At 70.9% G+C, this 20,945-nt stretch carries 17 protein-coding genes, 1 tRNA gene and 1 pseudogene; 9 read left to right on the forward strand and 10 right to left on the reverse strand.

What is annotated here, in order from left to right:
* Positions 1-104: 104 nt before the first annotated feature.
* From J7E94_RS20350 to J7E94_RS20370, 5 genes are all read left to right on the forward strand, one after another.
* Positions 105-1,763: a PQQ-binding-like beta-propeller repeat protein gene (locus J7E94_RS20350; RefSeq protein WP_215017415.1), complete on the forward strand. Its 1,659-nt coding sequence runs from the start codon at positions 105-107 to the stop codon at positions 1,761-1,763.
* A gap of 41 nt (positions 1,764-1,804) precedes the next feature.
* Positions 1,805-3,514 carry a PQQ-binding-like beta-propeller repeat protein gene (locus J7E94_RS20355; protein ID WP_215017417.1) on the forward strand — a complete coding sequence of 570 codons (1,710 nt, stop codon included), beginning with the start codon at positions 1,805-1,807 and terminating at the stop codon, positions 3,512-3,514.
* Positions 3,515-3,647: 133 nt separating this feature from the next.
* Entirely contained in the window at positions 3,648-4,313 is a 666-nt protein-coding gene (locus J7E94_RS20360) for a LuxR C-terminal-related transcriptional regulator (RefSeq protein ID WP_215017520.1), read from the forward strand.
* A 130-nt stretch (positions 4,314-4,443) separates the two neighbouring features.
* Entirely contained in the window at positions 4,444-5,418 is a 975-nt protein-coding gene (galE, locus tag J7E94_RS20365; RefSeq protein WP_215017418.1) for a UDP-glucose 4-epimerase GalE, read from the forward strand.
* Between the two features lie 458 nt (positions 5,419-5,876).
* Positions 5,877-6,644 (forward strand): response regulator transcription factor, encoded by a 768-nt coding sequence (locus tag J7E94_RS20370; RefSeq protein WP_215017420.1) that lies wholly within the window; start codon positions 5,877-5,879, stop codon positions 6,642-6,644.
* Here the strand turns inward: J7E94_RS20370 and J7E94_RS20375 are convergent.
* Positions 6,603-7,100, reverse strand: a complete 498-nt coding sequence (locus J7E94_RS20375) for a MarR family winged helix-turn-helix transcriptional regulator (protein WP_215017422.1) — start codon at positions 7,098-7,100, stop codon at positions 6,603-6,605. The genes J7E94_RS20370 and J7E94_RS20375 overlap by 42 nt on opposite strands.
* A gap of 161 nt (positions 7,101-7,261) precedes the next feature.
* Between J7E94_RS20375 and J7E94_RS20380 the strand changes: the two genes are divergently transcribed.
* The gene (locus J7E94_RS20380) at positions 7,262-8,128 is read left to right on the forward strand and encodes a trans-aconitate 2-methyltransferase (protein WP_215017424.1); all 867 of its coding nucleotides are present in this window, start codon (positions 7,262-7,264) and stop codon (positions 8,126-8,128) included.
* Positions 8,129-8,130: 2 nt separating this feature from the next.
* The gene (locus tag J7E94_RS20385) at positions 8,131-8,526 is read left to right on the forward strand and encodes a VOC family protein (protein ID WP_215017426.1); all 396 of its coding nucleotides are present in this window, start codon (positions 8,131-8,133) and stop codon (positions 8,524-8,526) included.
* Positions 8,527-8,618: 92 nt separating this feature from the next.
* Here the strand turns inward: J7E94_RS20385 and J7E94_RS20390 are convergent, their stop codons facing one another.
* Both J7E94_RS20390 and J7E94_RS20395 read right to left on the reverse strand, forming a co-directional pair.
* Positions 8,619-9,293 (reverse strand): TetR family transcriptional regulator, encoded by a 675-nt coding sequence (locus J7E94_RS20390; RefSeq protein WP_374224473.1) that lies wholly within the window; start codon positions 9,291-9,293, stop codon positions 8,619-8,621.
* Entirely contained in the window at positions 9,290-10,270 is a 981-nt protein-coding gene (locus J7E94_RS20395; protein ID WP_215017428.1) for an acyl-CoA desaturase, read from the reverse strand. The genes J7E94_RS20390 and J7E94_RS20395 overlap by 4 nt, the downstream gene beginning before the upstream one ends.
* A gap of 348 nt (positions 10,271-10,618) precedes the next feature.
* Here J7E94_RS20395 and ppc point away from each other — a divergent pair, with 348 nt between their 5' ends.
* Positions 10,619-13,384 carry a phosphoenolpyruvate carboxylase gene (gene ppc, locus J7E94_RS20400; protein WP_374224474.1) on the forward strand — a complete coding sequence of 922 codons (2,766 nt, stop codon included), beginning with the start codon at positions 10,619-10,621 and terminating at the stop codon, positions 13,382-13,384.
* A gap of 70 nt (positions 13,385-13,454) precedes the next feature.
* Here the strand turns inward: ppc and J7E94_RS20405 are convergent, their stop codons facing one another.
* The 7 genes and pseudogenes from J7E94_RS20405 to J7E94_RS20435 all read right to left on the reverse strand — a co-directional run bounded on the left by J7E94_RS20405 (position 13,455) and on the right by J7E94_RS20435 (position 19,555).
* A complete protein-coding gene (locus tag J7E94_RS20405) occupies positions 13,455-14,231 on the reverse strand; it encodes an LPXTG cell wall anchor domain-containing protein (protein ID WP_215017430.1) in 777 nt (258 codons plus the stop codon).
* 223 nt (positions 14,232-14,454) lie between these two features.
* Positions 14,455-15,045 (reverse strand): aminoacyl-tRNA hydrolase, encoded by a 591-nt coding sequence (pth, locus tag J7E94_RS20410; protein ID WP_215017433.1) that lies wholly within the window; start codon positions 15,043-15,045, stop codon positions 14,455-14,457.
* 106 nt (positions 15,046-15,151) lie between these two features.
* Complete coding sequence (locus J7E94_RS20415) at positions 15,152-15,733, reverse strand: 50S ribosomal protein L25/general stress protein Ctc (RefSeq protein ID WP_215017435.1); 582 nt, start codon at positions 15,731-15,733, stop codon at positions 15,152-15,154.
* Positions 15,734-15,911: 178 nt separating this feature from the next.
* Positions 15,912-16,889, reverse strand: coding sequence for a ribose-phosphate diphosphokinase (locus tag J7E94_RS20420; RefSeq protein WP_215017437.1), 978 nt, complete (start codon positions 16,887-16,889; stop codon positions 15,912-15,914).
* Between the two features lie 133 nt (positions 16,890-17,022).
* Complete coding sequence (glmU, locus tag J7E94_RS20425; protein ID WP_215017439.1) at positions 17,023-18,468, reverse strand: bifunctional UDP-N-acetylglucosamine diphosphorylase/glucosamine-1-phosphate N-acetyltransferase GlmU; 1,446 nt, start codon at positions 18,466-18,468, stop codon at positions 17,023-17,025.
* A 109-nt stretch (positions 18,469-18,577) separates the two neighbouring features.
* A tRNA-Gln gene (locus J7E94_RS20430) sits at positions 18,578-18,649 on the reverse strand.
* 29 nt (positions 18,650-18,678) lie between these two features.
* Positions 18,679-19,555, reverse strand: a pseudogene (locus J7E94_RS20435) (hypothetical protein).
* Positions 19,556-19,686: 131 nt separating this feature from the next.
* Between J7E94_RS20435 and J7E94_RS20440 the strand changes: the two are divergent.
* On the forward strand, positions 19,687-20,937 hold the full coding sequence (locus tag J7E94_RS20440) for a sensor histidine kinase (RefSeq protein ID WP_215017441.1): 1,251 nt from the start codon (positions 19,687-19,689) through the stop codon (positions 20,935-20,937).
* Positions 20,938-20,945 lie beyond the last annotated feature (8 nt).

Consider the following 20,945-nt stretch of genomic DNA (forward strand, 5'->3'; position numbering starts at 1 on the left):
GCCGGTCCTCCCTTGGGAACAGGGGTGGACCGGGCCCGGCGCACGGTCTGCGGCAGTGATAGAAAGGTCATCCTCCACGACCTCTGACTTGAAGGTACGCGCTGATGACCGAGCCGCCCCAGCCGCCGAACCAGCCACCGACACCTTCCGGTTACGGCCACCTGCCCGGCCCGCCGCAGCCCGGTTACGGCTACCCGCCGCAAGGCGCGAACCCGTACGCCCAGCAGCCGCAGCAGCCGCAGCAGCCCCCCACCGTTCCGCTGCAGCCCCCCGCCTACGGCTACGGCTACCCGCCGCCGCCCCCCGGCCCCGGCCTGCCCGGCGCGCCCCGGCCCGCCTCCGGCCTCCCGCCGAAGAAGAAGCTCACCGTGCTGATCGCCGCCTCGGCGGCCGCCCTCCTCGTCGTCGGCACCGTCGGCTACTTCGGCTTCGTCAAGGGCGACGACAAGGACCCCAAGGAGCCCGTCGCGCAGGGCTCCGGCTCCACCGACGCCACCCCCTCCGGCTCCCCTTCCGTGGACAAGGGCGACGGCAGCGGCAACGGCGGCCAGGAGGCCGACCTCAACGCCGGCCGCAAGCAGGGCGAGGACAAGGTCCTGTGGCTCAAGACCGCCAAGATCGACGGCCCCGGCATGGGCGTGGAGTCCGAAGGGCAGTGGGTCGTCGGCGACACCGTCGTCAAGAGCGTGTGGCAGAACCTCACCGGCTATGCGGTCACCGACGGCAAGGAGAAGTGGACCCTCGCCTTCCCCGCCGTGATCTGCGCCGTCACCCCGCAGGCCACCGCCGACGGCAAGACCGTCGTCATGTACCGCGACGGCGAGTCCGACAGCGCCTCCTGCACCCAGATGCGCGTCGTCGACCTCAAGACGGGCAAGGAGGTCTGGTCGAAGGAGGTGCCCAAGGAGCAGCTCTTCGACATCTTCACCAGCCCCACCGTCGCCATCACCGGCGACACCGTCGCCATCAGCCGCAGCGGCACCGCCAGCGCCTTCAAGGTCAGCAACGGCGACAAGCTCTTCGCCAGCACCCAGGGCGAGGGCTGCAAGCCCGATTCCTACACGGCCGGCAACGGCAAGATGGTCGCCCTCGCCACCTGCCTGGACGAGGACAAGACCGCCGAGATCCAGGGCACCGACCCCGTTTCCGGCAAGAAGAACTGGACCTTCCGCGCCCCCAAGGGCTTCAAGGTCACCAGCATCTACTCGGTGGACCCGCTCGTCGTCGACCTCGGCAACGAGGCCGGCAAGGAGCGCTCCATCGTGGTCATCGGAGCCGACGGCAAACAGACGGCCACCCTCACCGCCGACGGCAAGTTCGACGTCGGCTGCGGCGACACCGGCATCTTCCGCTCCCTCTCGGCCTGCTCCTCGGCCGTCGCCGACGGCGGCACCCTCTACCTGCCCACCGCGCGCGACGGCAAGGGCAACGAGATCGTCGCCTTCGACCTGGCGAGCGGCAAGGCCAAGTGGCGCAGCCCTGCCGGGGACAAGCGCACCCTCATGCCGCTCAAGGCCGCGAACGGCCAGCTGATCGCCTACCGCAAGGCCGAGGAGGACAAGGGCGGCGAGATCCTCTCGATCCCCGTCGGCGGCGGCACCCCCACCGCGCTCCTGCGCAACCCGTCGGGCCCGGCCGCCCCGGTCGAGAGCTCCTTCAGCAGCCCGAAGGTCGACTACGTGGACGGACGGTTCTTCATCTCCGTCTCCCGCCTGCGGGCCAAGGGCAAGGACGAGAAGCTCCTGATGGCCTTCGGCAAGTGAACGCGTCCACCGAGCCGCCCAGCGAGAGGCAGTAGCAACGCATGAGTACCCCGCCGCCCCCCAGCCAGCCGCCGTCCGGCGGCTTCGGCGCGCCGCAGGATCCTCCCCCGGGCGGATTCGCCCCGCCGGGAGGCTTCGCGCCGCCGCCCCCGACCGGCCCCCCGGCGCCCCCGCAGCAGCCCCCGGCCGCGCCGCCGGCGCCGCCCGCGTACGGCTACCCGCAACAGCCCGGCACCCAGCCGCCGTTCGGCCCGCCCACCACGCCCATGTACGCCCCGCAGCCCCCGGCCGGCGCCGGCGGCGGCAACAACGACAAGCGCAACCAGCTGCTGATCGTCGGCGCGGCCCTCCTGGCCATCGTCCTCATCGTCGGCGGCGGCATCTGGTACACCTCGGGCGACGGCGGCAGCGGCGACAACAAGAACACCGCCGACGGCGGCCCCAGCACCGGCGCCGAAGGCGACAAGCCCAAGGCAGGCACGCCCGGCAGCGAGAAGCCGCCCGCCAACCCGAAGTCGAAGACCCTCTTCAAGCTGCCCAGCCCGCAGCCGGCCGAGGTCACCTCGGTCGCCGGCTCCTGGCTCACCGACACCACCTACATCAAGTCCGATGTGGCCAAGGTCGTCGGCTACAACCTCGTCGACGGCGGCAAGAAGTGGGAGCTGCCCTTCCCGGGCGAACTCTGCGGCGCGACCAAGCACATCAGCGACAACAAGACGGCGGTCCTCTTCAAGGCCTCCATGCCCACGGCCGAGAACAAGTACGTGCAGTGCACCGAGGTCGGCGTCATCGACCTCAACACCGGCAAGCTCGTCTGGTCCGGCAACGCCAAGGGCGCCACCACCGGCGACAAGCCCGCCTCCTACTACGAGGTGACGATCAGCGGCCAGACCGTCGCCGCCGGCGGCACCTCGGGCGGCGCCGCCTGGAACCTCGCCGACGGCAAGTCCCTGTGGACGCCCAAGGTCGACGGCGAAGGCTGCTACGACACCGGCTACGCGGGCGGCGAGGCCCTCGCCGCCATCCGCAAGTGCGGCCGCAGCCCCAACCAGAGCGTGTACGCCCAGGTCCTGGACCCGGCCACCGGCGCGCCCACGGCCTCGTACAAGCTGTCCCCGGGCATCGACTACGCCGGGATCGTCTCGACGAAGCCGCTGGTCGTCGCTGCCGATGTCGGCCACACCGCCAAGAACGCCACCGGCGTCAGCGACCTCTTCGTCGTCGACCCGAAGGGCGAGCTGAAGGCCCGCATCCCGCTCGCCTCCGGGAACTTCGCCGGCAAGTGCGCGGCCACCGAGGTCGAGAAGTGCACGGGCATGGTGGTCGGCGACGGCAAGCTCTACCTGCCGTCCTACGAGCACCAGGGCCAGGCCGCCTCCGGCCGCACCAACGAGCTGCTCTCCTTCGACCTGGAGACCGGCAAGCAGACCACCGACCGCGCGGACGCGGGCGAGCGGTACACCATGGTCCCGCTGCGCATGGACGGGTCGAACATCATCGCCTACAAGGAGCCCCCGTACGACAAGGGCGGCCAGATCGTCAGCATCGACGGCAAGACGATGAAGGAGACCCTCCTCATGGAGAACCCGGCGGACAAGGCGACCCAGCGCGCCGAGACCGCTTTCTCGCCCGAGTACTCCGAGTACCGCTACCACAACGGCAAGCTCTTCATCTCCCGTACGACGGTGAAGAAGCCGTACTCGGACACCGGTGACCCGGAGTACCTCTTCGTCTCGTTCACCGCGAGCTGAGCCCCGCGCACCCCGCACCGCGCAGAAGCCCCTGGAAGGTCATTCCTTCCGGGGGCTTCTGCGCGGAACCCCCGCGCACCGTCGAACAAGCGTGTAGCTTGCCGGGGCAGAAGGGTCGGGGGTGGGTGCCTCAATGGGCGTACGGGTCGTGGTGGTCGACGAGCACCGGCTGCTGGCCGAGGCGCTCGCCTCTGCCCTGAAACTGCGGGGCCACCGGGTGCTCGCCGCCGCCGCCCCGGCCGGGGGCGCCGCCGAACTGGTCATCAGCCGCGCCCCGGAGGTCTGCCTGTTCGGCACCGCCACGCCCGCCGAGCCCGGGGTCTTCGAACCGGTCGTCCGGATCAAGCGGGAGCGCCCGCAGACAGCCGTCGTGGTCCTCGGCCCGGTGCCCAGCCCGCGCGGGATCGCGGCCGCCTTCGCCGCCGGCGCCTCGGGATACGTACGCCACGACGAGCGCATCGAGGGCGTGGAGCGGGCCCTGGCGAAGGCGCGGGCAGGGGAGGTCGCGATCTCCCCCCAACTGCTGCAAGGGGCCTTCGCGGAGCTTCTGAACCCTGCCGCGCAGCCCGACGACGAGGGCAGCCGGCTGCTGCGGCTGCTCACCCCGCGCGAGGTGGAGGTGCTGGTCCGGGTAGCCGAGGGCGAGGACACCCGGCTCATCGCCGCGGGCATGGAGATCGCGCCGAGCACCGCCCGTACGCACGTGCAGCGGGTGCTGATGAAGCTGGGCGTGGGCTCGCGGCTGGAGGCGGCCGCCCTGGCCGCCCGTACCGGCCTGCTGGACCGCGCACAGGACTGACGAGGGCTGACGCAGGACTGACGCAGGGACGGATTGCCGCCGCCGATTTCCCCACGGGCGCGGAATCGGGTATGCCAGTGGGCGGCATGTGGAGCTCCGCGTGCGTACCCCCGCGAGAGGCAGTAGGCGAGTGAGCGAGAGGTCCCACCTCAAGTACCTGGTGACCGGCGGTGCCGGATACGTCGGCAGCGTGGTCGCCGCCCACCTCCTGGAGGCGGGCCACGAGGTCACCGTCCTGGACGACCTCAGCACCGGCTTCCGCGAAGGCGTCCCGGCGGGCGCCGCGTTCATCGAGGGCCGGATCCAGGACGCCTCCCGGTACCTGGACCCCTCCTACGACGCGGTGCTGCACTTCGCGGCGTTCTCGCAGGTCGGCGAGTCCGTGGTGAACCCGGGCAAGTACTGGGAGAACAACGTCGGCGGCACGCTCGCGCTGCTGGCCGCCATGCGCGGGGCGGGGGTGCGCAAGCTGGTGTTCTCCTCCACCGCCGCCACCTACGGCGAGCCGGCGGAGGGCCTGCTGACCGAGGCCTCGGTGACCGCGCCGACCAACCCGTACGGGGCCTCGAAGCTGGCCGTGGACCACATGATCGCGGGGGAGTGCGTGGCGCACGGCCTGGCCGCGGTGTCCCTGCGCTACTTCAACGTGGCGGGCGCCTACGGGGAGTTCGGCGAGCGGCACGCTCCCGAGACCCACCTGATCCCGCTGGTCCTCCAGGTCGCGCTGGGCGAGCGGGAGTCGATCTCGGTGTTCGGCGAGGACTACCCGACCCCCGACGGCACCTGCGTACGCGACTACATCCACGTCGCCGACCTGGCGGAGGCGCACCTGGCCGCGCTGGAGGCCGCCACCGCCGGGGAGCACCTGATCTGCAACCTGGGCAACGGCAGCGGGTTCTCGGTCCGCGAGGTCGTCGAGACGGTCCGCAAGGTGACGGGCCGGGAGATCCCCGAGGTCGTCGCCCCGCGCCGGGCCGGCGACCCGGCGACCCTGGTGGCCTCCGCGCGGACGGCTCACGAGCGCCTCGGCTGGACCCCGAGCCGCTCGGACCTCACCGGGATCATCCGGGACGCGTGGAACTTCGCGCGGAGGCACGCCTCCTGAGCCACCGCACGTCCCGTGCGCCCCTCGCACCCCGGGGGCGGGGGCGCACGTGCGTTCGCCGCACGCGGGGGCCGGGCGCTGTGCGCGGGCGCCAGGCGTGCACACGCCGGGTGAAACGCTCCCCGTGCAACTGCCCGTGGCACACGCCGGTCCGGAAGCCGCCATACGGACCTTCGGTGCAGTCGAAATCAAGCCATCACAAAGGCCGTTCAGTCCGTCCGGGCCGGAAAATCGCCGGGAAAACTTCTGCTATTCGGCCAACCGCGAGCCGCACCCGGCCCTACGCTGATGCGTGACACCGGTGGGGGCCGGTGTTGATTCAGGGGTCGAGACAAGTCGGGTACGACGTCCGGTCCGGGGTAGTGCAGAGATGTCACGGCGGCGGCCGCGGCGGCTGTGGATCACCCGGTCCGGGCGCCGTACCCGCAGCCGTCCGTTCCCCGACCCTTGGGGGTTTTGTGGTTCGTATCCGGGTTCTCGTGGTCGATGATCACCGCATCTTCGCCGAATCTCTCGCAGCCGCGCTCGCGGCCGAGCCGGACGTGGACGTGTCCGCGGCCGGCAGCGGCCCCGCCGCACTGCGCTGCCTCGAACGCGCGGCGGCCGAGGGCCGCCGCTTCGACGTCATGCTGGTCGACGCCGATCTGGGCGCGCCGGCCGGGGCCGTGCCCGCGCAGCGGGAGTCGGGGTCCGGGCCGCCACCGCCCGCCTCGGACGGCATCGCACTGGTGGCCGGGGTGCGGGTGTCCCACCCCGGGGTCCGTACGGTCGTCCTCGCCGAGCGCGACGACCCCCGCCGGGCCGCCCTCGCGCTCCAGGCGGGAGCCTCGGGCTGGGTGGCGAAGGACTGCTCGCTCTCGCGGCTGCTCGCCGTCATACGCGGCGTCCTGCGGGAGGAGACCCACCTTCCGCCCGCGCTGCTCACCGGAGTGCTCCGTGAACTGACCGCGGCGCGCAAGCACCGTACGGACAGTGAACGGCTCGTCGAGTCGCTCACCCCGCGCGAGCACGAGGTGCTGCGCTGCATGGTGGCGGGGCTGGGCCGCAAGGACGTGGCGGCGCGGCTGTTCCTGTCCCCGCACACCGTCCGCACCCACATGCAGAACGTGCTGGGCAAGCTCGGGGTGCACTCGACCCTGGCGGCGGTGGCGCTGGCCCGGCGGGCCGGCGTACGGCCCGCGGACCTAGCCGGGGATGTTGTCGAACGGAGCGGTCAACTGGCGTAGCAGCCCGGCGAGATCGCCGCGCTGGTTGCGCGAGAGCTGGGCGAGGATCGCCCGCTCCTGGGCCAGCAGCCCGGCGAGGGCCTGGTCGGCCCGGTCCCTGCCCTCGGGGGTCAGCCGCACCAGGACCCCGCGGCGGTCGCTGGGGTCCGGCAGCCGTTCGACGAGGCCCTTCTTGGCCAGCCGGTCGATGCGGTTGGTCATGGTCCCGGAGGTGACAAGGGTCTGGGTCAGCAACTGGCCGGGGGAGAGCTGGTAGGGCGCGCCGGCGCGGCGCAGGGAGGTCAGCACGTCGAACTCCCACGGCTCCAGGCCGTGCTCGGAAAAGGCGAGCCTGCGGGCGCGGTCGAGGTGGCGCGCGAGCCTGCTGACGCGGCTCAGCACCTCGAGCGGTTCCACGTCGAGGTCAGGGCGCTCCCGCCGCCATGCCGCCACCAGTCGGTCGACCTCGTCCTCCATGCCGATCAGTGTAAGGGGTCTGTCGATGTGAAGTCTCTTCACGTAAAGTCTCTTGATCACGAGTATCTTGACGTCGAGATATAAAGTGTACGACCATGGGGCATGGAGGGGGCCGAGACAGGTTCCGCTTCCGACCGCCCCGCCAGCAGGGAGGCTCGAACATGCATTCCGATACCGCCCAGGCCAGGATCCCCACGGCCAGCGTCCTCTCCGACCCCTCCGCACCCACCTGGGACCCCCAGCAGTACCTCCGGCACGCCGGACACCGCACACGCCCCTTTCTGGACCTCCTGACCCGCATACCCGAACTCCCCACCAGCCCCGGCCGCATCGCCGACCTCGGCTGCGGCCCGGGCAATGTGACCACCCTCCTCGCCGGACGCTGGCCCACGGCCCGCATCACCGGCTTCGACCTCTCCCCGGACATGCTCCGCCGCGCCGAAGAGGAGTACGCCGGCCCCACCGCCGGGGGCGGCAGCCTCGACTTCCGCCACGCGGACCTCGCCGACTGGATGCCCGAGGAGCCCTACGACCTGATCGTCTCCAACGCCGCCCTCCAGTGGGTCCCCAGCCACCCCGGCTCCTTCCCCGCCTGGATCAACGGCCTGCGCCCCGGCGGCACCTTCGCCTTCCAGATCCCCGGCAACTTCACCGCCCCCAGCCACGCCCTGCTCGCCGAGCTCTGCGACACACCGCGCTGGCGGACCCGCCTCGCCGGCCACGGCGCCCGCTACGTCCACCACCTCGAAACCGCCGAATACCTCGCCCGGTTCACGGAACTGGGCTGCGCCGTGGACGTCTGGGAAACCACCTACCACCAGCTGCTGCAGGGCCCCGACCCGGTGCTCGACTGGGTCAAGGGCACCGCCCTGCGGCCCGTACTGACCGCGCTGGGAGACGACCGGGAAGCCGTGGACGCCTTCCTCGCCGAGTACCGCGACCGGCTGCGCGAGGCCTACCCGCCCGGGCCGCGCGGCACCGTCTTCCCCTTCCGCCGGATCTTCGCCGTCGCCCGCAAGGAGGCCTGACCGTGCTGACCGCCGTAGACCACGTCCAACTCGCCGCGCCGCCCGGGTCGGAGGACCGGCTGCGCGCCTACTACACCGATGTCCTGGGCATGACCGAGATCCCCAAACCGGCCGTGCTCGCCGCGCGCGGAGGCTGCTGGTTCGCCGCCGGCCCGGTGCAGCTGCACCTCGGCGTGGAGGAGGAGTTCCGGCCCGCCCGCAAGGCCCACCCGGGCCTGCGGGTGACCGGCATCGAGGCCTACGCGAGCAGACTGGAGGAACGCGGGGCCAAGGTCGTCTGGGACGACGCCCTGCCGGGCCACCGCCGCTTCTACTCAGAGGACCCCGTGGGCAACCGGCTCGAATTCCTGGAACGACACAGCTTGGAACCGCACAGCGCGGAGCCGCAGGCCGGATGACCCGGCGGCCCCTACGACGGCGCCCCGCCACCGGATCTCCGGTGACGGGGCGCCGTCGTGGGCACACGCACGCACACACGCGCGTACGGGGTTCAGCTCTTGCGGCGGCCCACCAGCTGCGGCTTCGACTCCAGCCCGTCCAGCCCGTGCCAGGCCAGGTTCACCAGATGCGCGGCGACCTCCGCCTTCTTCGGCCGCCGTACGTCCAGCCACCACTGCCCGGTCAGCGCCACCATCCCCACCAGCGCCTGCGCGTACAGCGGGGCCAGCTTCGGATCGAAGCCCCGCGCCTTGAACTCCAGGCCCAGGATGTCCTCGACCTGCGTGGCGATATCGCTGATCAGCGAGGCGAACGTGCCCGTCGACTGGGCGACCGGGGAATCCCGTACGAGGATCCGGAAACCGTCCGTGTAGGACTCGATGTAGTCCAGCAGCGCGAACGCCGCCTGCTCCAGCAGCTCCCGCGGATGGCCGGCCGTCAGCGCGCCCGTCACCCCGTCCAGCAGCTGGCGCATCTCCCGGTCCACGACGACCGCGTACAGGCCCTCCTTGCCGCCGAAGTGCTCGTACACCACCGGCTTGGACACCCCGGCCTTCGCCGCGATCTCCTCCACCGACGTGCCCTCGAAGCCCTTCTCCGCGAACAGGGTCCGGCCGATGTCCAGCAGCTGCTGGCGCCGCTCCGCGCCCGTCATCCTCACCCGGCGGCCGCGCCTGGGCTTGTCGCTGCTGGAATTATCGCCGTCGATCGCCACACCCCCCATCATGCCGGGTTCGGCTCGTCTTCCCTGCGCCGGGCATCGATGCGGGACGCCGAGGGCCAGCGCACGTCCGTGGCCCAGCCCAGCTGCTCGAACCAGCGGATCAGGCGCGCGCTGGAGTCGACCTGGCCGCGCAGCACCCCGTGCCGGGCCGAGGTCGGATCGGCGTGGTGCAGGTTGTGCCAGGACTCACCGCAGGACAGCACCGCAAGCCACCACACGTTGCCCGAGCGGTCCCGGGACTTGAACGGGCGCTTGCCCACGGCGTGACAGATCGAGTTGATCGACCACGTCACGTGGTGCAGCAGCGCGACACGCACCAGCGAACCCCAGAAGAACGCCGTGAACGCGCCCCACCAGGACATCGTCACCAGACCGCCCACCAGCGGCGGGATCGCCAGCGAAAAGATCGTCCAGAAGACGAAGTCGCGGGAGATGCGGCGGATCGCCGGATCCTTGATCAGGTCCGGGGCGTACTTCTGCTGATCGGTCTGCTCCTCGTCGAAGAGCCAGCCGATGTGCGCCCACCACAGGCCCTTCATCAGCGCCGGCAGCGTCTCGCCGAACCGCCACGGCGAATGCGGGTCGCCCTCGTGGTCCGAGTACTTGTGGTGTTTGCGGTGGTCCGCCACCCAGCGCACCAGCGGCCCCTCCACCGCCATCGACCCCATCACGGCGAGGACGATCCGCAGCGGCCGCTTCGCCTTGAAGGAACCGTGCGTGAAGTAGCGGTGGAAGCCGATGGTGACCCCGTGGCAGGCCAGGAAGTACATGAAGACCATCAGGCCGAGGTCCAGCCAGCTCACCCCCCAGCCCCAGGCCAGCGGAACCGCCGCCAGCAGCGCCAGGAAGGGAACGGTGATGAACAGCAGAAGGGCGATCTGCTCGACGGACCGCTTGTTCTCGCCGCCGAGCGTCGCGGTCGGCGTGGACGTATCGGAGGGCGCTGAGGTGCCCTCGATCAAATCGGGACTGGTGGCCATGAGGGTCCCCTGGGGAGTGAGAAGGGGGTGGGAAGTCGGCAGGTGCCGCTCGGGTCACGGACCTACGGACCCGTAACCTACGGCATCGTAAGTATGGCAAAAGCGGAGCCCGCGGCAACAGGAGCGCCGCCGGGGCGGGCGAGCAGGCCCACACGCGGCGCGTGCGAGCCCCGTAGGAGCCGCCTGATGAGACATTTGCCCAGGCACACGCCTCGGACACCTATCCTGGTCCCGTCGGACAGCGCGGTCCGCACGGGCAGCCCGGGCTGTGATCAGGCGCGCACAGTCGCGCACGGTCCGGGGAGCCCACCGCCCAGTAGCGCTCGAACACTGCAAGGAGCCGCACCTGTGAGCAGTGCTGACCAGGCCGCCCAGGCCCAGGCCACCCCCATCACCCCGGCCGCCACGGCCAACGCAGAGCTGCGCGCGGACATCCGCCGCCTCGGCGACCTCCTCGGGGAGACCCTCGTACGCCAGGAGGGCCAGGACCTCCTCGACCTCGTCGAGCGCGTCCGCGCCCTCACCCGCACCGACGGCGAAGCCGCCGCCGCGCTGCTCGGCGACACCGACCTGGAGACCGCCGCCAAGCTGGTGCGCGCCTTCTCCACGTACTTCCACCTCGCCAACGTCACCGAGCAGGTGCACCGGGGCAAGGAACTGCGCGCGCACCGCGCCGCCGAGGGCGGCCTCCTCGCCCGCACCGCCGACATGCTCAAGGACGCCGACCCCGAGCACCTGCGCGCGACGGTCAAGAACCTCAACGTCCGCCCCGTCTTCACCGCGCACCCCACCGAGGCGGCCCGCCGCAGCGTCCTGAACAAGCTGCGCCGCATCGCCGCCCTGCTGGAGGAGCCCGTCACCGGCGCCGGCGACCGCCGCCGACACGATCTGCGGCTCGCCGAGAACATCGACCTCGTCTGGCAGACCGACGAGCTGCGCGTGGTCCGCCCCGAGCCCGCCGACGAGGCCCGCAACGCCATCTACTACCTCGACGAGCTGCACGCCGGCGCGGTCGGCGACGTACTCGAGGACCTCGCCGCCGAGCTCCAGCGCGTCGGCGTCGAGCTGCCCGCCGGCACCCGCCCCCTCACCTTCGGCACGTGGATCGGCGGCGACCGCGACGGCAACCCGAACGTCACCCCCGACGTCACCCGCGACGTGCTGATCCTCCAGCACGAGCACGGCATCACCGACGCCCTCGAACTGATCGACTTCCTGCGCGGGCTGCTGTCCAACTCCATCCGCTACACCGGGGCCACCGAGGAACTCCTCGCCTCCCTGCAGGCCGACCTGGAACGCCTCCCCGAGATCAGCCCGCGCTACAAGCGGCTGAACGCCGAGGAGCCGTACCGCCTCAAGGCCACCTGCATCCGGCAGAAGCTCCTCAACACCCGCGAGCGCCTCGCCAAGGGCACCCCCCACGAGGAAGGCCGCGACTACCTCGGCACCGCCGAGCTGATCACCGACCTCACCCTCATCCAGACCTCCCTGCGCGAGCACCGGGGCGCGCTCTTCGCCGACGGCCGCATGGACCGTACGATCCGCACGCTGGCCGCCTTCGGCCTCCAGCTCGCCACCATGGACGTACGCGAGCACGCCGACGCCCACCACCACGCGCTCGGCCAGCTCTTCGACCGGCTCGGCGAGGAGTCCTGGCGCTACGCCGACATGCCGCGCGACTACCGCGGCAAGCTCCTCGCCAAGGAACTCCGCTCGCGCCGCCCCCTGGCCCCCAGCCCGGCCCCCCTCGACGCCGCCGGCCAGAAGACCCTCGGCGTCTTCCTCGCCATCAGGGACGCCTTCGAGAAGTTCGGCCCCGAGGTCATCGAGTCCTACATCATCTCGATGTGCCAGGGCGCCGACGACGTCTTCGCCGCCGCTGTCCTCGCCCGCGAGGCCGGCCTCATCGACCTGCACAGCGGCTGGGCCAAGATCGGCATCGTGCCGCTGCTGGAGACCACCGACGAGCTGCGCACCGCCGACGTCATCCTCGACGAGATGCTCGCCGACCCCTCCTACCGGCGCCTCGTCTCCCTGCGCGGCGACGTCCAGGAGGTCATGCTCGGCTACTCCGACTCCTCCAAGTTCGGCGGCATCACCACCAGCCAGTGGGAGATCCACCGCGCCCAGCGCCGGCTGCGCGACGTGGCCCACCGCTACGGCGTCCGCCTGCGCCTCTTCCACGGCCGCGGCGGCACCGTCGGCCGCGGCGGCGGCCCCTCGCACGACGCGATCCTGGCCCAGCCCTGGGGCACCCTCGAAGGCGAGATCAAGGTCACCGAGCAGGGCGAGGTCATCTCCGACAAGTACCTCGTCCCCTCCCTGGCCCGCGAGAACCTCGAACTGACCGTCGCGGCGACCCTGCAGGCCTCCGCCCTGCACACCGCGCCCCGCCAGTCCGACGAGGCCCTCGCCCGCTGGGACGCGGCCATGGACACCGTCTCGGACGCCGCCCACTCCGCCTACCGGGCACTCGTCGAGGACCCCGACCTGCCGGCGTACTTCTTCGCCGCCACGCCCGTCGACCAGCTCGCCGACCTCCACCTCGGCTCCCGGCCGTCCCGCCGCCCCGACTCCGGCGCCGGCCTCGACGGCCTGCGCGCCATCCCGTGGGTCTTCGGCTGGACCCAGTCGCGCCAGATCGTCCCCGGCTGGTACGGCGTCGGCTCCGGCCTCAAGGCCCTGCGCGAAGCGGGCCAGGAGGACGTCCTCGCCGAAATGGGCGAGCGGTGGCACTTCTTCCGCAACTTCCTGTCCAACGTCGAGATGACGCTGGCCAAGACCGACCTGCGGATCGCCCGCCACTACGTCGACACCCTCGTGCCCGAGAACCTCAAGCACGTCTTCACCCGCATCGAGGCCGAGCACGAGCTCACCGTCCGCGAGGTCCTGCGCATCACCGGCAGCGAGAAGCTCCTGGGCTCCAACCCGGTCCTCCAGCAGACCTTCGCCGTCCGCGACGCCTACCTGGACCCGATCTCCTACCTCCAGGTCTCCCTGCTGGCCCGCCAGCGTGCCGCCGCCGCGCGCGGCGAGGAGCCGGACCCGCTGCTCGCCCGCGCCCTGCTCCTCACGGTCAACGGCGTCGCCGCGGGCCTGCGCAACACCGGCTGACCATCGGGCGTACCGACGACAGGGCCCCCGCACCTTGTGCGGGGGCCCTGTCGCTCTGGAGCTACGGGTTTCAGCCCGCGGCGCCGGCCTTGCGGCGGCGGACCACCAGCACGGTGCCGGCCGCGATCAGCGCGCCCGCCATCGTGGCGATCAGGCCGATCGGCGCGTCAGAACCGGTCTTCGCCAGGTCGCCACCGCCGGTGGAACCGCCGGCCGCGGCGGCCGAACCGGTCGGAGCCGGGGAGGAGGCCGAGCCCGACGGCGACACGCTCGACGAAGCCGAGGCGGACGTGCTCGCCGAAGCCGAAGCCGATGCCGAAGTCGAAGCCGAAGCGCTGGCCGTCGCCGAAGCCGACGCCGAGGCGGAGGCGGAGGTCGACTGCGACGGGGTCGGCTCCGTGGTGGCCGTGGACGGGCAGGTGTGCGACAGGTTGAACCACTCGAGCTTCTTGCCGCCGCCGGTGGTGCCCTCGACCTCGGCCACCGCCGAGACCAGCTTCGCGCCGGGCGCCGAAGCCACGTACGCGTGGTTCTCGTTCGGCGGACCGAAGGTGGTGATGACCTGCTCGCCGCCGGGCTCGAACTTCACCGTCAGCTTCACGAACGAGACCTCGTTCGGGCTGCCGGGCGCGATGAAGTGCCACCCGTCCTGCGTCGCCGGGATGGAGGCGCACGTCTCGCCGGGCTTCCCCTTGTACTGCGCCGCGAAGAGGGGGAGTTCCTTCGCCTGGTGCAGCGGAACGGTGTACGCGTCGGTGGCGAAGGCCGGAGCGGCACCGGCGAGAAGGACGAGAGAAGCTGCCGCGGGAACCACAGCGGCGGCCCAACGGGCTCGGGAAACTGGCATGGAGATACCTCTGACGCTGATGAGGGACGGTGCCGTGGGAGGTGGCGGCCCAGCATGCTGACGCGCGACCGTCAAGGTCAAGGGATACTCGGAAGTATTCGTACGGACTTGAGAACTGACATTCCGTTTGTCCCGCATAACGATCCCCGCACGACGGCGCCGTTCGCGCGCCTCCGGACACGGGGACCGCCGTACGGGCCGCGGCCGGTCAGCGGCGGCCGGGTCAGGAGTTGTACCCCGACTGGGCGCGCTCCAGGCCCTCCTGGACCAGGCACTCCACCGCGTCGGCCGCCCGGTCCACGAACCAGTCCAGCTCCTTGCGCTCCGTGGAGGAGAAGTCCTTCAGCACGAAGTCCGCGACCTGCATCCGGCCCGGCGGCCGGCCGATCCCGCAGCGGACCCGGTGGTAGTCCGGGCCCATCGACTTCGTCATCGACTTCAGACCGTTGTGGCCGTTGTCCCCGCCGCCCAGCTTCAGGCGCAGCGTCGGGTAGTCGATGTCCAGCTCGTCGTGGATCGCGACGATCCGCTCCAGCGGGACCTTGTAGAAGTCGCGCAGCGCCGTCACCGGGCCGCCCGACAGGTTCATGTACGTCATCGGCTTCGCCAGCACCACCCGGCGGTTCGCCGGCCCCGGCGGGCCCATGCGGCCCTCGACCACCTGGGCCCGGGCCTTGTGCGCCTTGAACTTGCCGCCGATCCGCCCCGCCAGCAGATCGGCCACCATGAAACCGATGTTGTGGCGGTTGCCCGCGTACTCCGGGCCCGGATTCCCGAGGCCGACGATCAGCCAGGGCGCCGCGTCGTCCGACATCAAAAGCTCCTTAGGTCCTGAGGTCCTGAACGAAGACGACCGCCGTCCCGCTCCAGTGGAGCCGGACGGCGGTCGGTCAGCAACTGCTGAGGGGAGAAGGCGAGGCTCAGGCCTCGGTGCTCTCGGCCTCGGCGGTCGGCTCCTCGGCCTGCGGGGCCACGACCTGCAGGACGGCGATGTCGCCGTCGACGGCCAGGGTGGTGCCGGCCGGGAGGACCAGGTCCTTGGCGTGGATGGTGTCGCCGGCCTGGAGGCCCGCGATCGAGACGGTGACCTCGGTCGGGATGTGGGTGGCCTCGGCCTCGACGGAGATCGTGTTCTGGAGGGTCTCCAGCATGTTGCCGCCGACGGCCAGCTCGCCCTCGGTGACGATCGCGACGTCGACGGTGACCTTCTCGCCCTTCTGGACGATCAGGAAGTCGACGTGGGAGATCGAACGCTTCAGCGGGTGCTTCTGCACGGCCTTCGGGATGACCAGCTCGGTGCCGCCGCCCGCGATGTCCAGGGAGATCAGGACGTTGGGGGTACGGAGCGCCAGCTGCAGGCCGTGGCCCTCGACGTTGACGTGCTTGGGGTCCTGGCCGTGGCCGTAGATGACGGCGGGAACCAGGGCGTCGCGACGGGCCTGGCGGGCAGAGCCCTTGCCGAAGGTGTCACGGAGCTGGGCGGAAAGCTTGACCTCGGACATGCTCACTCCTCGTGGGGTGACGGAAATGGACAACGGTCACCCGGCCGGAACGGCCTGCTACGAAGAGCGCGTCGATAACGGAGCCCCGCACACAAAAGTGCGGCCTCCCTCGCCGAGCAACTTCAGGAGTCTACCCGGCGGGAAGGCCGCACTTCAAAAGGATCTTTTGTGGCCCTTGTTACTGCTGCTCTTCGAACAGGCTGGTGACCGAGCCGTCCTCGAAGACCTCGCGCACCGCACGCGCGATCATCGGGGCGATCGACAGCACCGTGATCTTGTCGAGCTCCAGGTCGGACGGGTCCGGCAGGGTGTTCGTGAACACGAACTCGCTGACCTTGGAGTTCTTCAGGCGGTCCGCCGCCGGCCCCGACAGGATGCCGTGCGTGGCCGTCACGATGACGTCCTCCGCGCCGTGCGCGAACAGCGCGTCGGCGGCGGCGCAGATGGTGCCACCGGTGTCGATCATGTCGTCGACCAGGACGCAGACGCGGCCCTTGACCTCACCGACGACCTCGTGGACGGTCACCTGGTTGGCGACGTCCTTGTCGCGGCGCTTGTGCACGATCGCCAGCGGCGCGTCCAGACGGTCGCACCAGCGGTCGGCCACGCGCACGCGGCCGGCGTCCGGGGAGACGATCGTCAGCTTGGTGCGGTCCACCTTGGCGCCGACGTAGTCCGCGAGGACCGACAGGGCCGACAGGTGGTCCACAGGGCCGTCGAAGAAGCCCTGGATCTGGTCCGTGTGCAGGTCGACCGTGAGGATGCGGTCCGCACCCGCGGTCTTCAGCAGGTCGGCCACCAGACGGGCCGAGATCGGCTCGCGGCCCTTGTGCTTCTTGTCCTGGCGGGCGTACCCGTAGGACGGGACGATCACGGTGATGGAGCGTGCCGACGCGCGCTTCAGCGCGTCGATCATGATCAGCTGCTCCATGATCCACTTATTGATCGGAGCCGTGTGGCTCTGGATCAGGAAGCAGTCCGCGCCACGAGCCGACTCCTGGAAACGGACGTAGATCTCGCCGTTCGCGAAGTCGAAAGCCTTGGTCGGCACGAGGCCGACTCCCAACTGGTGTGCGACCTCCTCGGCCAGCTCGGGGTGGGCGCGGCCGGAGAAGAGCATCAGCTTCTTCTCGCCGGTCGTCTTGATCCCGGTCACAGCACAGTCTCCTCAGACGTGTTGAAAGCTGCTCGCCCCCATGTGCGTCCGTCCCGCACACGGTGAGCCAGCCGAATTGCGTGCACTATCACGGTACGCCGTCCCAGACGTACCCGTTTCCGGTCAGTTCACCTCAACGGCCGTCGGAGTCCACCTGGACCGCCGACTGAGCCGCCGTCGCCGACGCGCTTCCCGGACGCTTGCGGGCCACCCAGCCCTCGATATTCCGCTGCTGGCCACGGGCCACGGCCAGCGCACCGGGGGGCACGTCCTTCGTGATCACGGAGCCGGCGGCCGTGTAGGCGCCGTCCCCGATGGTGACGGGAGCCACAAACATGTTGTCCGACCCCGTCTTGCAGTGCGAGCCGACCGTGGTGTGGTGCTTGTGCTCACCGTCGTAGTTCACGAAGACGCTCGCCGCGCCGATGTTGGTGTACTCGCCGATCGTCGCGTCACCCACGTAGGACAGGTGCGGCACCTTGGTGCCCTCGCCGATCGTCGCGTTCTTCATCTCCACGTACGTGCCGGCCTTGGCCTTCGCACCGAGGTGCGTGCCGGGGCGCAGGTACGCGAACGGCCCCACGCTCGCCTCGGCGCCCACGACCGCGCCGTCCGCCACCGTGTTGTCCACCCGGGCGCCCGCGCCCACCGCGGTGTCCTTCAGCCGGGAGTTGGGCCCGACCTCGGCGCCCTCCGCGATGTGGGTGGTACCGAGGAGCTGCGTCCCCGGGTGGACCAGGGCGTCCTGCCCGAAGGTGACGGTCACGTCCACGAACGTACTGGCCGGGTCGACGACCGTCACGCCCGCGAGCATGGCCTGCTCCAGCAGACGCGCGTTCAGGAGCGCCCGGGCCTCCGCGAGCTGCACGCGGTTGTTGATCCCGAGGATCTGGCGGTGGTCGCTGCCGACCGAGGCGCCGACCCGGTGCCCGGCCTCGCGCAGGATGCCGAGGACGTCGGTGAGGTACTCCTCGCCCTGGCTGTTGTCCGTACGGACCTTGCCGAGCGCGTCGGCGAGCAGGGCGCCGTCGAAGGCGAAGACCCCGGAGTTGATCTCCCGGATGGCGCGCTGGGCGTCGGTGGCGTCCTTGTGCTCGACGATGGCGGTCACGGCGCCGCTGCCGTCCCGGATGATGCGCCCGTAGCCGGTGGAGTCCGGCACCTCGGCGGTGAGCACGGTGACGGCGTTGCCGTCGGCCTCGTGCGTCTGCGCGAGCTGCGCGAGCGTCTCCCCGGTCAGCAGCGGGGTGTCGCCGCAGACGACGATCACCGTGCCGGCCGGCCGGTCGCCGAGCTCTTCGAGGGCCATGCGGACGGCGTGGCCGGTGCCGTTCTGCTCGTACTGGACGGCCGTGCGGACGTCCCCGTCGATCTCGGCGAGGTGCGCGGTGACCTGCTCGCGGGCGTGCCCGACGACCACGACGAGGTGGGCGGGGTCCAGCTCACGGGAGGCGGCGACGACGTGACCGACGAGCGAGCGCCCGCAGATCTCGTGCAGAACCTTGGGTGTGGCCGACTTCATGCGGGTGCCTTCACCCGCTGCGAGTACGACGACGGCTGCCGGGCGGTTGGCGCTCACGGGTGTGCCCTTCGGCTTCGGGGGTGGACCCGTGAAGGATACCGGTGGGCCAAGGGGTCGAAACGAGGACGGGTCCGGACCGTGATGGTCAGGACCCGAACTTGCTTTGCTCCCCTGCCAGGACTCGAACCTGAAACAACTTATCCAAAGTAAGCCGTGTTGCCGATTACACCACAGGGGATAGCAAAGCTGGCTAAACCGGACATCCGCTTACTTGGTCAAACCAGCGGACCCCACTATGCCGCACCAAGCGCCCTCAATGCGACGGTACAGCGCGCAACTGGCGGAGACGCGGACGATCAGGCATCCCCGGTACTCCGCGCCGATGTTCTTCCGCACGGTCTTCGGGTTGTGCTTCTTGAGGGTGGTTCTCTGCAGCTGCGCTCGTTCCACCCCGACGAAGTCGGCCCAGTACTGTTCGGCGCCGTCCACATCTGCGGACTCGTGGATCATCACCCGGAACTTGAGGCGCTCGCGAGGGATCTCCATGAGTTGCAGCCATGCCAGGTAGACACGGATGACGCCCGGGTCGCTGTTGATGAAGGTGTCGGTAGGTCTTGCTCTTGGAGCCCTCTGCCCAGTAGAGGGCGACACCGGCAACGAAGAGCTCGCGGTCAGTGAGTGCGCCGATCTCCTCTCGCGCCGCCTCGATGGCTGCGTCTCGTGCTGCCTCGCGGCGTGGGCCCTCGTGGGCCCAGCGCTTGAGCGCGGCGTCCCGGCCTTGCTCTGCGGGGGACCGGTGATCGATCTTCGGGAGGTCGCGGACCCAGAGGGAGATCGAGCTCTTCGAGCAGCCCAGCTCCAGTTGGATCTGGTCGTACGTGAGGCCCTGGAGGCGGAGTTCGCGGGCTCGCGCGCGCAGGTCGTCCTTGGCTCGGGGGCGCTTCGTCCATTCCGGTGGCGGCTCGCCCTCCAGGAGGCGGTTGAGGATGTCGTTGTTGTGGACGGCCAGGCGGTCGCGGATGTCACGGCGGCTGAAGCCCTCGCGGCGGAGGGCCACCGCCTGCTCGCGGAGGGCTTCGAAGGTCGCGGTTCCGCTGCGGAGGCCGCCGGTGCCGTCGCCGGGGCGACGTTGAATTTCGGTCATGTCGCCAATGTCGTCCGGAATGTGGGATTCAGGTCTCGGTGTGCGGACCTTTCCGTCGTACGTGCGATTACCGGCGGTTCTCGGGATTTTCGTTCGACCGTGTGCTGGGGGCGCTGCGTACGCTGGGCGGCATGACCAGTACGGGGGATGTGGAAGGCCGCGCTGGGCCGCCTTTGTGGTGGGTGCGGCGGCGGGATGCCGTGGGGGATGTGGTGCTCGGCGGCGTGTCTGCCGTCGAGTGTGCGTGGGAGGGAGTGGCCTTCGCGCGGGCGGCGGGGATTCCCGTCGGGCTCGGGGTGCTGTTCGGGCTGGTGGTCGGGGCCGTGCTCGTGCTGCGGCGGCGCCGGCCGACCGCCGTGGTGCTGGTGGGGATCGCCGTGGCGCCGGCCGCGATGGGGTTCCTGCTCGGGGTGGTGGGGCTGTACTCGCTTGCCTCCTCCGAGGTGCCCCGGCGGATCACGGCCACGCTGGCTTCGATGTCGTTGGCCGCGACCCTCGTGGTGATGTACCTGCGGACCAGGGGTGACGTCGAGGCCGACCTCACGCTCGTGGTGGTGCTGTCCGGGTTCGTGGCGGTGGCGCTGACCGTGCCGCCGGTGCTGTTCGGGCTGTACATCGGGGCCCGGCGGCGGCTGATGGAGAGCCTTCAGGAGCGGGCGGATTCGCTGGAGCGGGAGTTGTCGATGCTCGCGGACCGGGCGGAGGAGCGGGCCGAGTGGGCCCGTACGGAGGAGCGGACCCGGATCGCTCGGGAGATGCACGACGTCGTGGCGCACCGGGTGTCGCTGATGGTGGTGCACGCGGCCGCGCTGGAGGCGGTGGCGGCGAAGGATCCGGCGCGGGCGGCGAAGAACGCGGCGCTGGTCGGGGACATGGGGCGGCAGGCGCTGACCGAGCTGCGGGAGATGCTGGGGGTGCTGCGGGCCGCGGAGAAGCCGGTGAGGCCGGCCGTGCCGGTGGCGGCGGTCGGGTTCGCGGAGGGATCGGACGACGGGCCCTCGCTCGATGAGCTGGAGGCGCTGGTCGGGCAGTCCCGGGCGGCCGGGATGGCCGTGGAGATGCTGGTGCAGGGCACGGGGGCCGGCTACCCGGCGGAGGTGGAGCAGACGGCGTACCGGGTGGTGCAGGAGGCGCTCACCAATTGCCACAAGCACGCTCCGGGCGCGCGGGTGACGGTACGGCTCGCGCACCGGGACGGGGAAGTGGCGATGCAGGTGGAGAACGGGCCGTGTGACGGGACGTCCGCCGAGCCGGGGCTGCCGAGCGGGGGCAACGGGCTGGTGGGCATGCGGGAGCGGGTGCTCGGACTGGGCGGGGTGTTCGTGTCCGGGCCGACGGACGCGGGCGGGTTCAAGGTGTCGGCCGTTCTGCCGGTGCGCTAGGCGCGGGT

Source organism: Streptomyces sp. ISL-94 (genome assembly GCF_018614075.1).
In the GTDB taxonomy this organism is placed as follows: Bacteria; Actinomycetota; Actinomycetes; order Streptomycetales; family Streptomycetaceae; genus Streptomyces.

Excerpts from the sequence above, each read along its gene's own strand:
- J7E94_RS20350 (WP_215017415.1), top strand. The coding sequence starts at position 105 with ATGACCGAGCCGCCCCAGCCGCCGAACCAGCCACCGACACCTTCCGGT.
- J7E94_RS20360 (WP_215017520.1), top strand. The coding sequence starts at position 3,648 with ATGGGCGTACGGGTCGTGGTGGTCGACGAGCACCGGCTGCTGGCCGAG.
- J7E94_RS20395 (WP_215017428.1), bottom strand. The coding sequence starts at position 10,270 with ATGGCCACCAGTCCCGATTTGATCGAGGGCACCTCAGCGCCCTCCGAT.
- J7E94_RS20440 (WP_215017441.1), top strand. The coding sequence starts at position 19,687 with ATGACCAGTACGGGGGATGTGGAAGGCCGCGCTGGGCCGCCTTTGTGG.
- pth (WP_215017433.1), bottom strand. The coding sequence starts at position 15,045 with ATGTCGGACGACGCGGCGCCCTGGCTGATCGTCGGCCTCGGGAATCCG.
- J7E94_RS20390 (WP_374224473.1), bottom strand. The coding sequence starts at position 9,293 with ATGATGGGGGGTGTGGCGATCGACGGCGATAATTCCAGCAGCGACAAG.
- J7E94_RS20375 (WP_215017422.1), bottom strand. The coding sequence starts at position 7,100 with ATGGAGGACGAGGTCGACCGACTGGTGGCGGCATGGCGGCGGGAGCGC.
- J7E94_RS20380 (WP_215017424.1), top strand. The coding sequence starts at position 7,262 with ATGCATTCCGATACCGCCCAGGCCAGGATCCCCACGGCCAGCGTCCTC.
- J7E94_RS20355 (WP_215017417.1), top strand. The coding sequence starts at position 1,805 with ATGAGTACCCCGCCGCCCCCCAGCCAGCCGCCGTCCGGCGGCTTCGGC.
- J7E94_RS20405 (WP_215017430.1), bottom strand. The coding sequence starts at position 14,231 with ATGCCAGTTTCCCGAGCCCGTTGGGCCGCCGCTGTGGTTCCCGCGGCA.
- J7E94_RS20415 (WP_215017435.1), bottom strand. The coding sequence starts at position 15,733 with ATGTCCGAGGTCAAGCTTTCCGCCCAGCTCCGTGACACCTTCGGCAAG.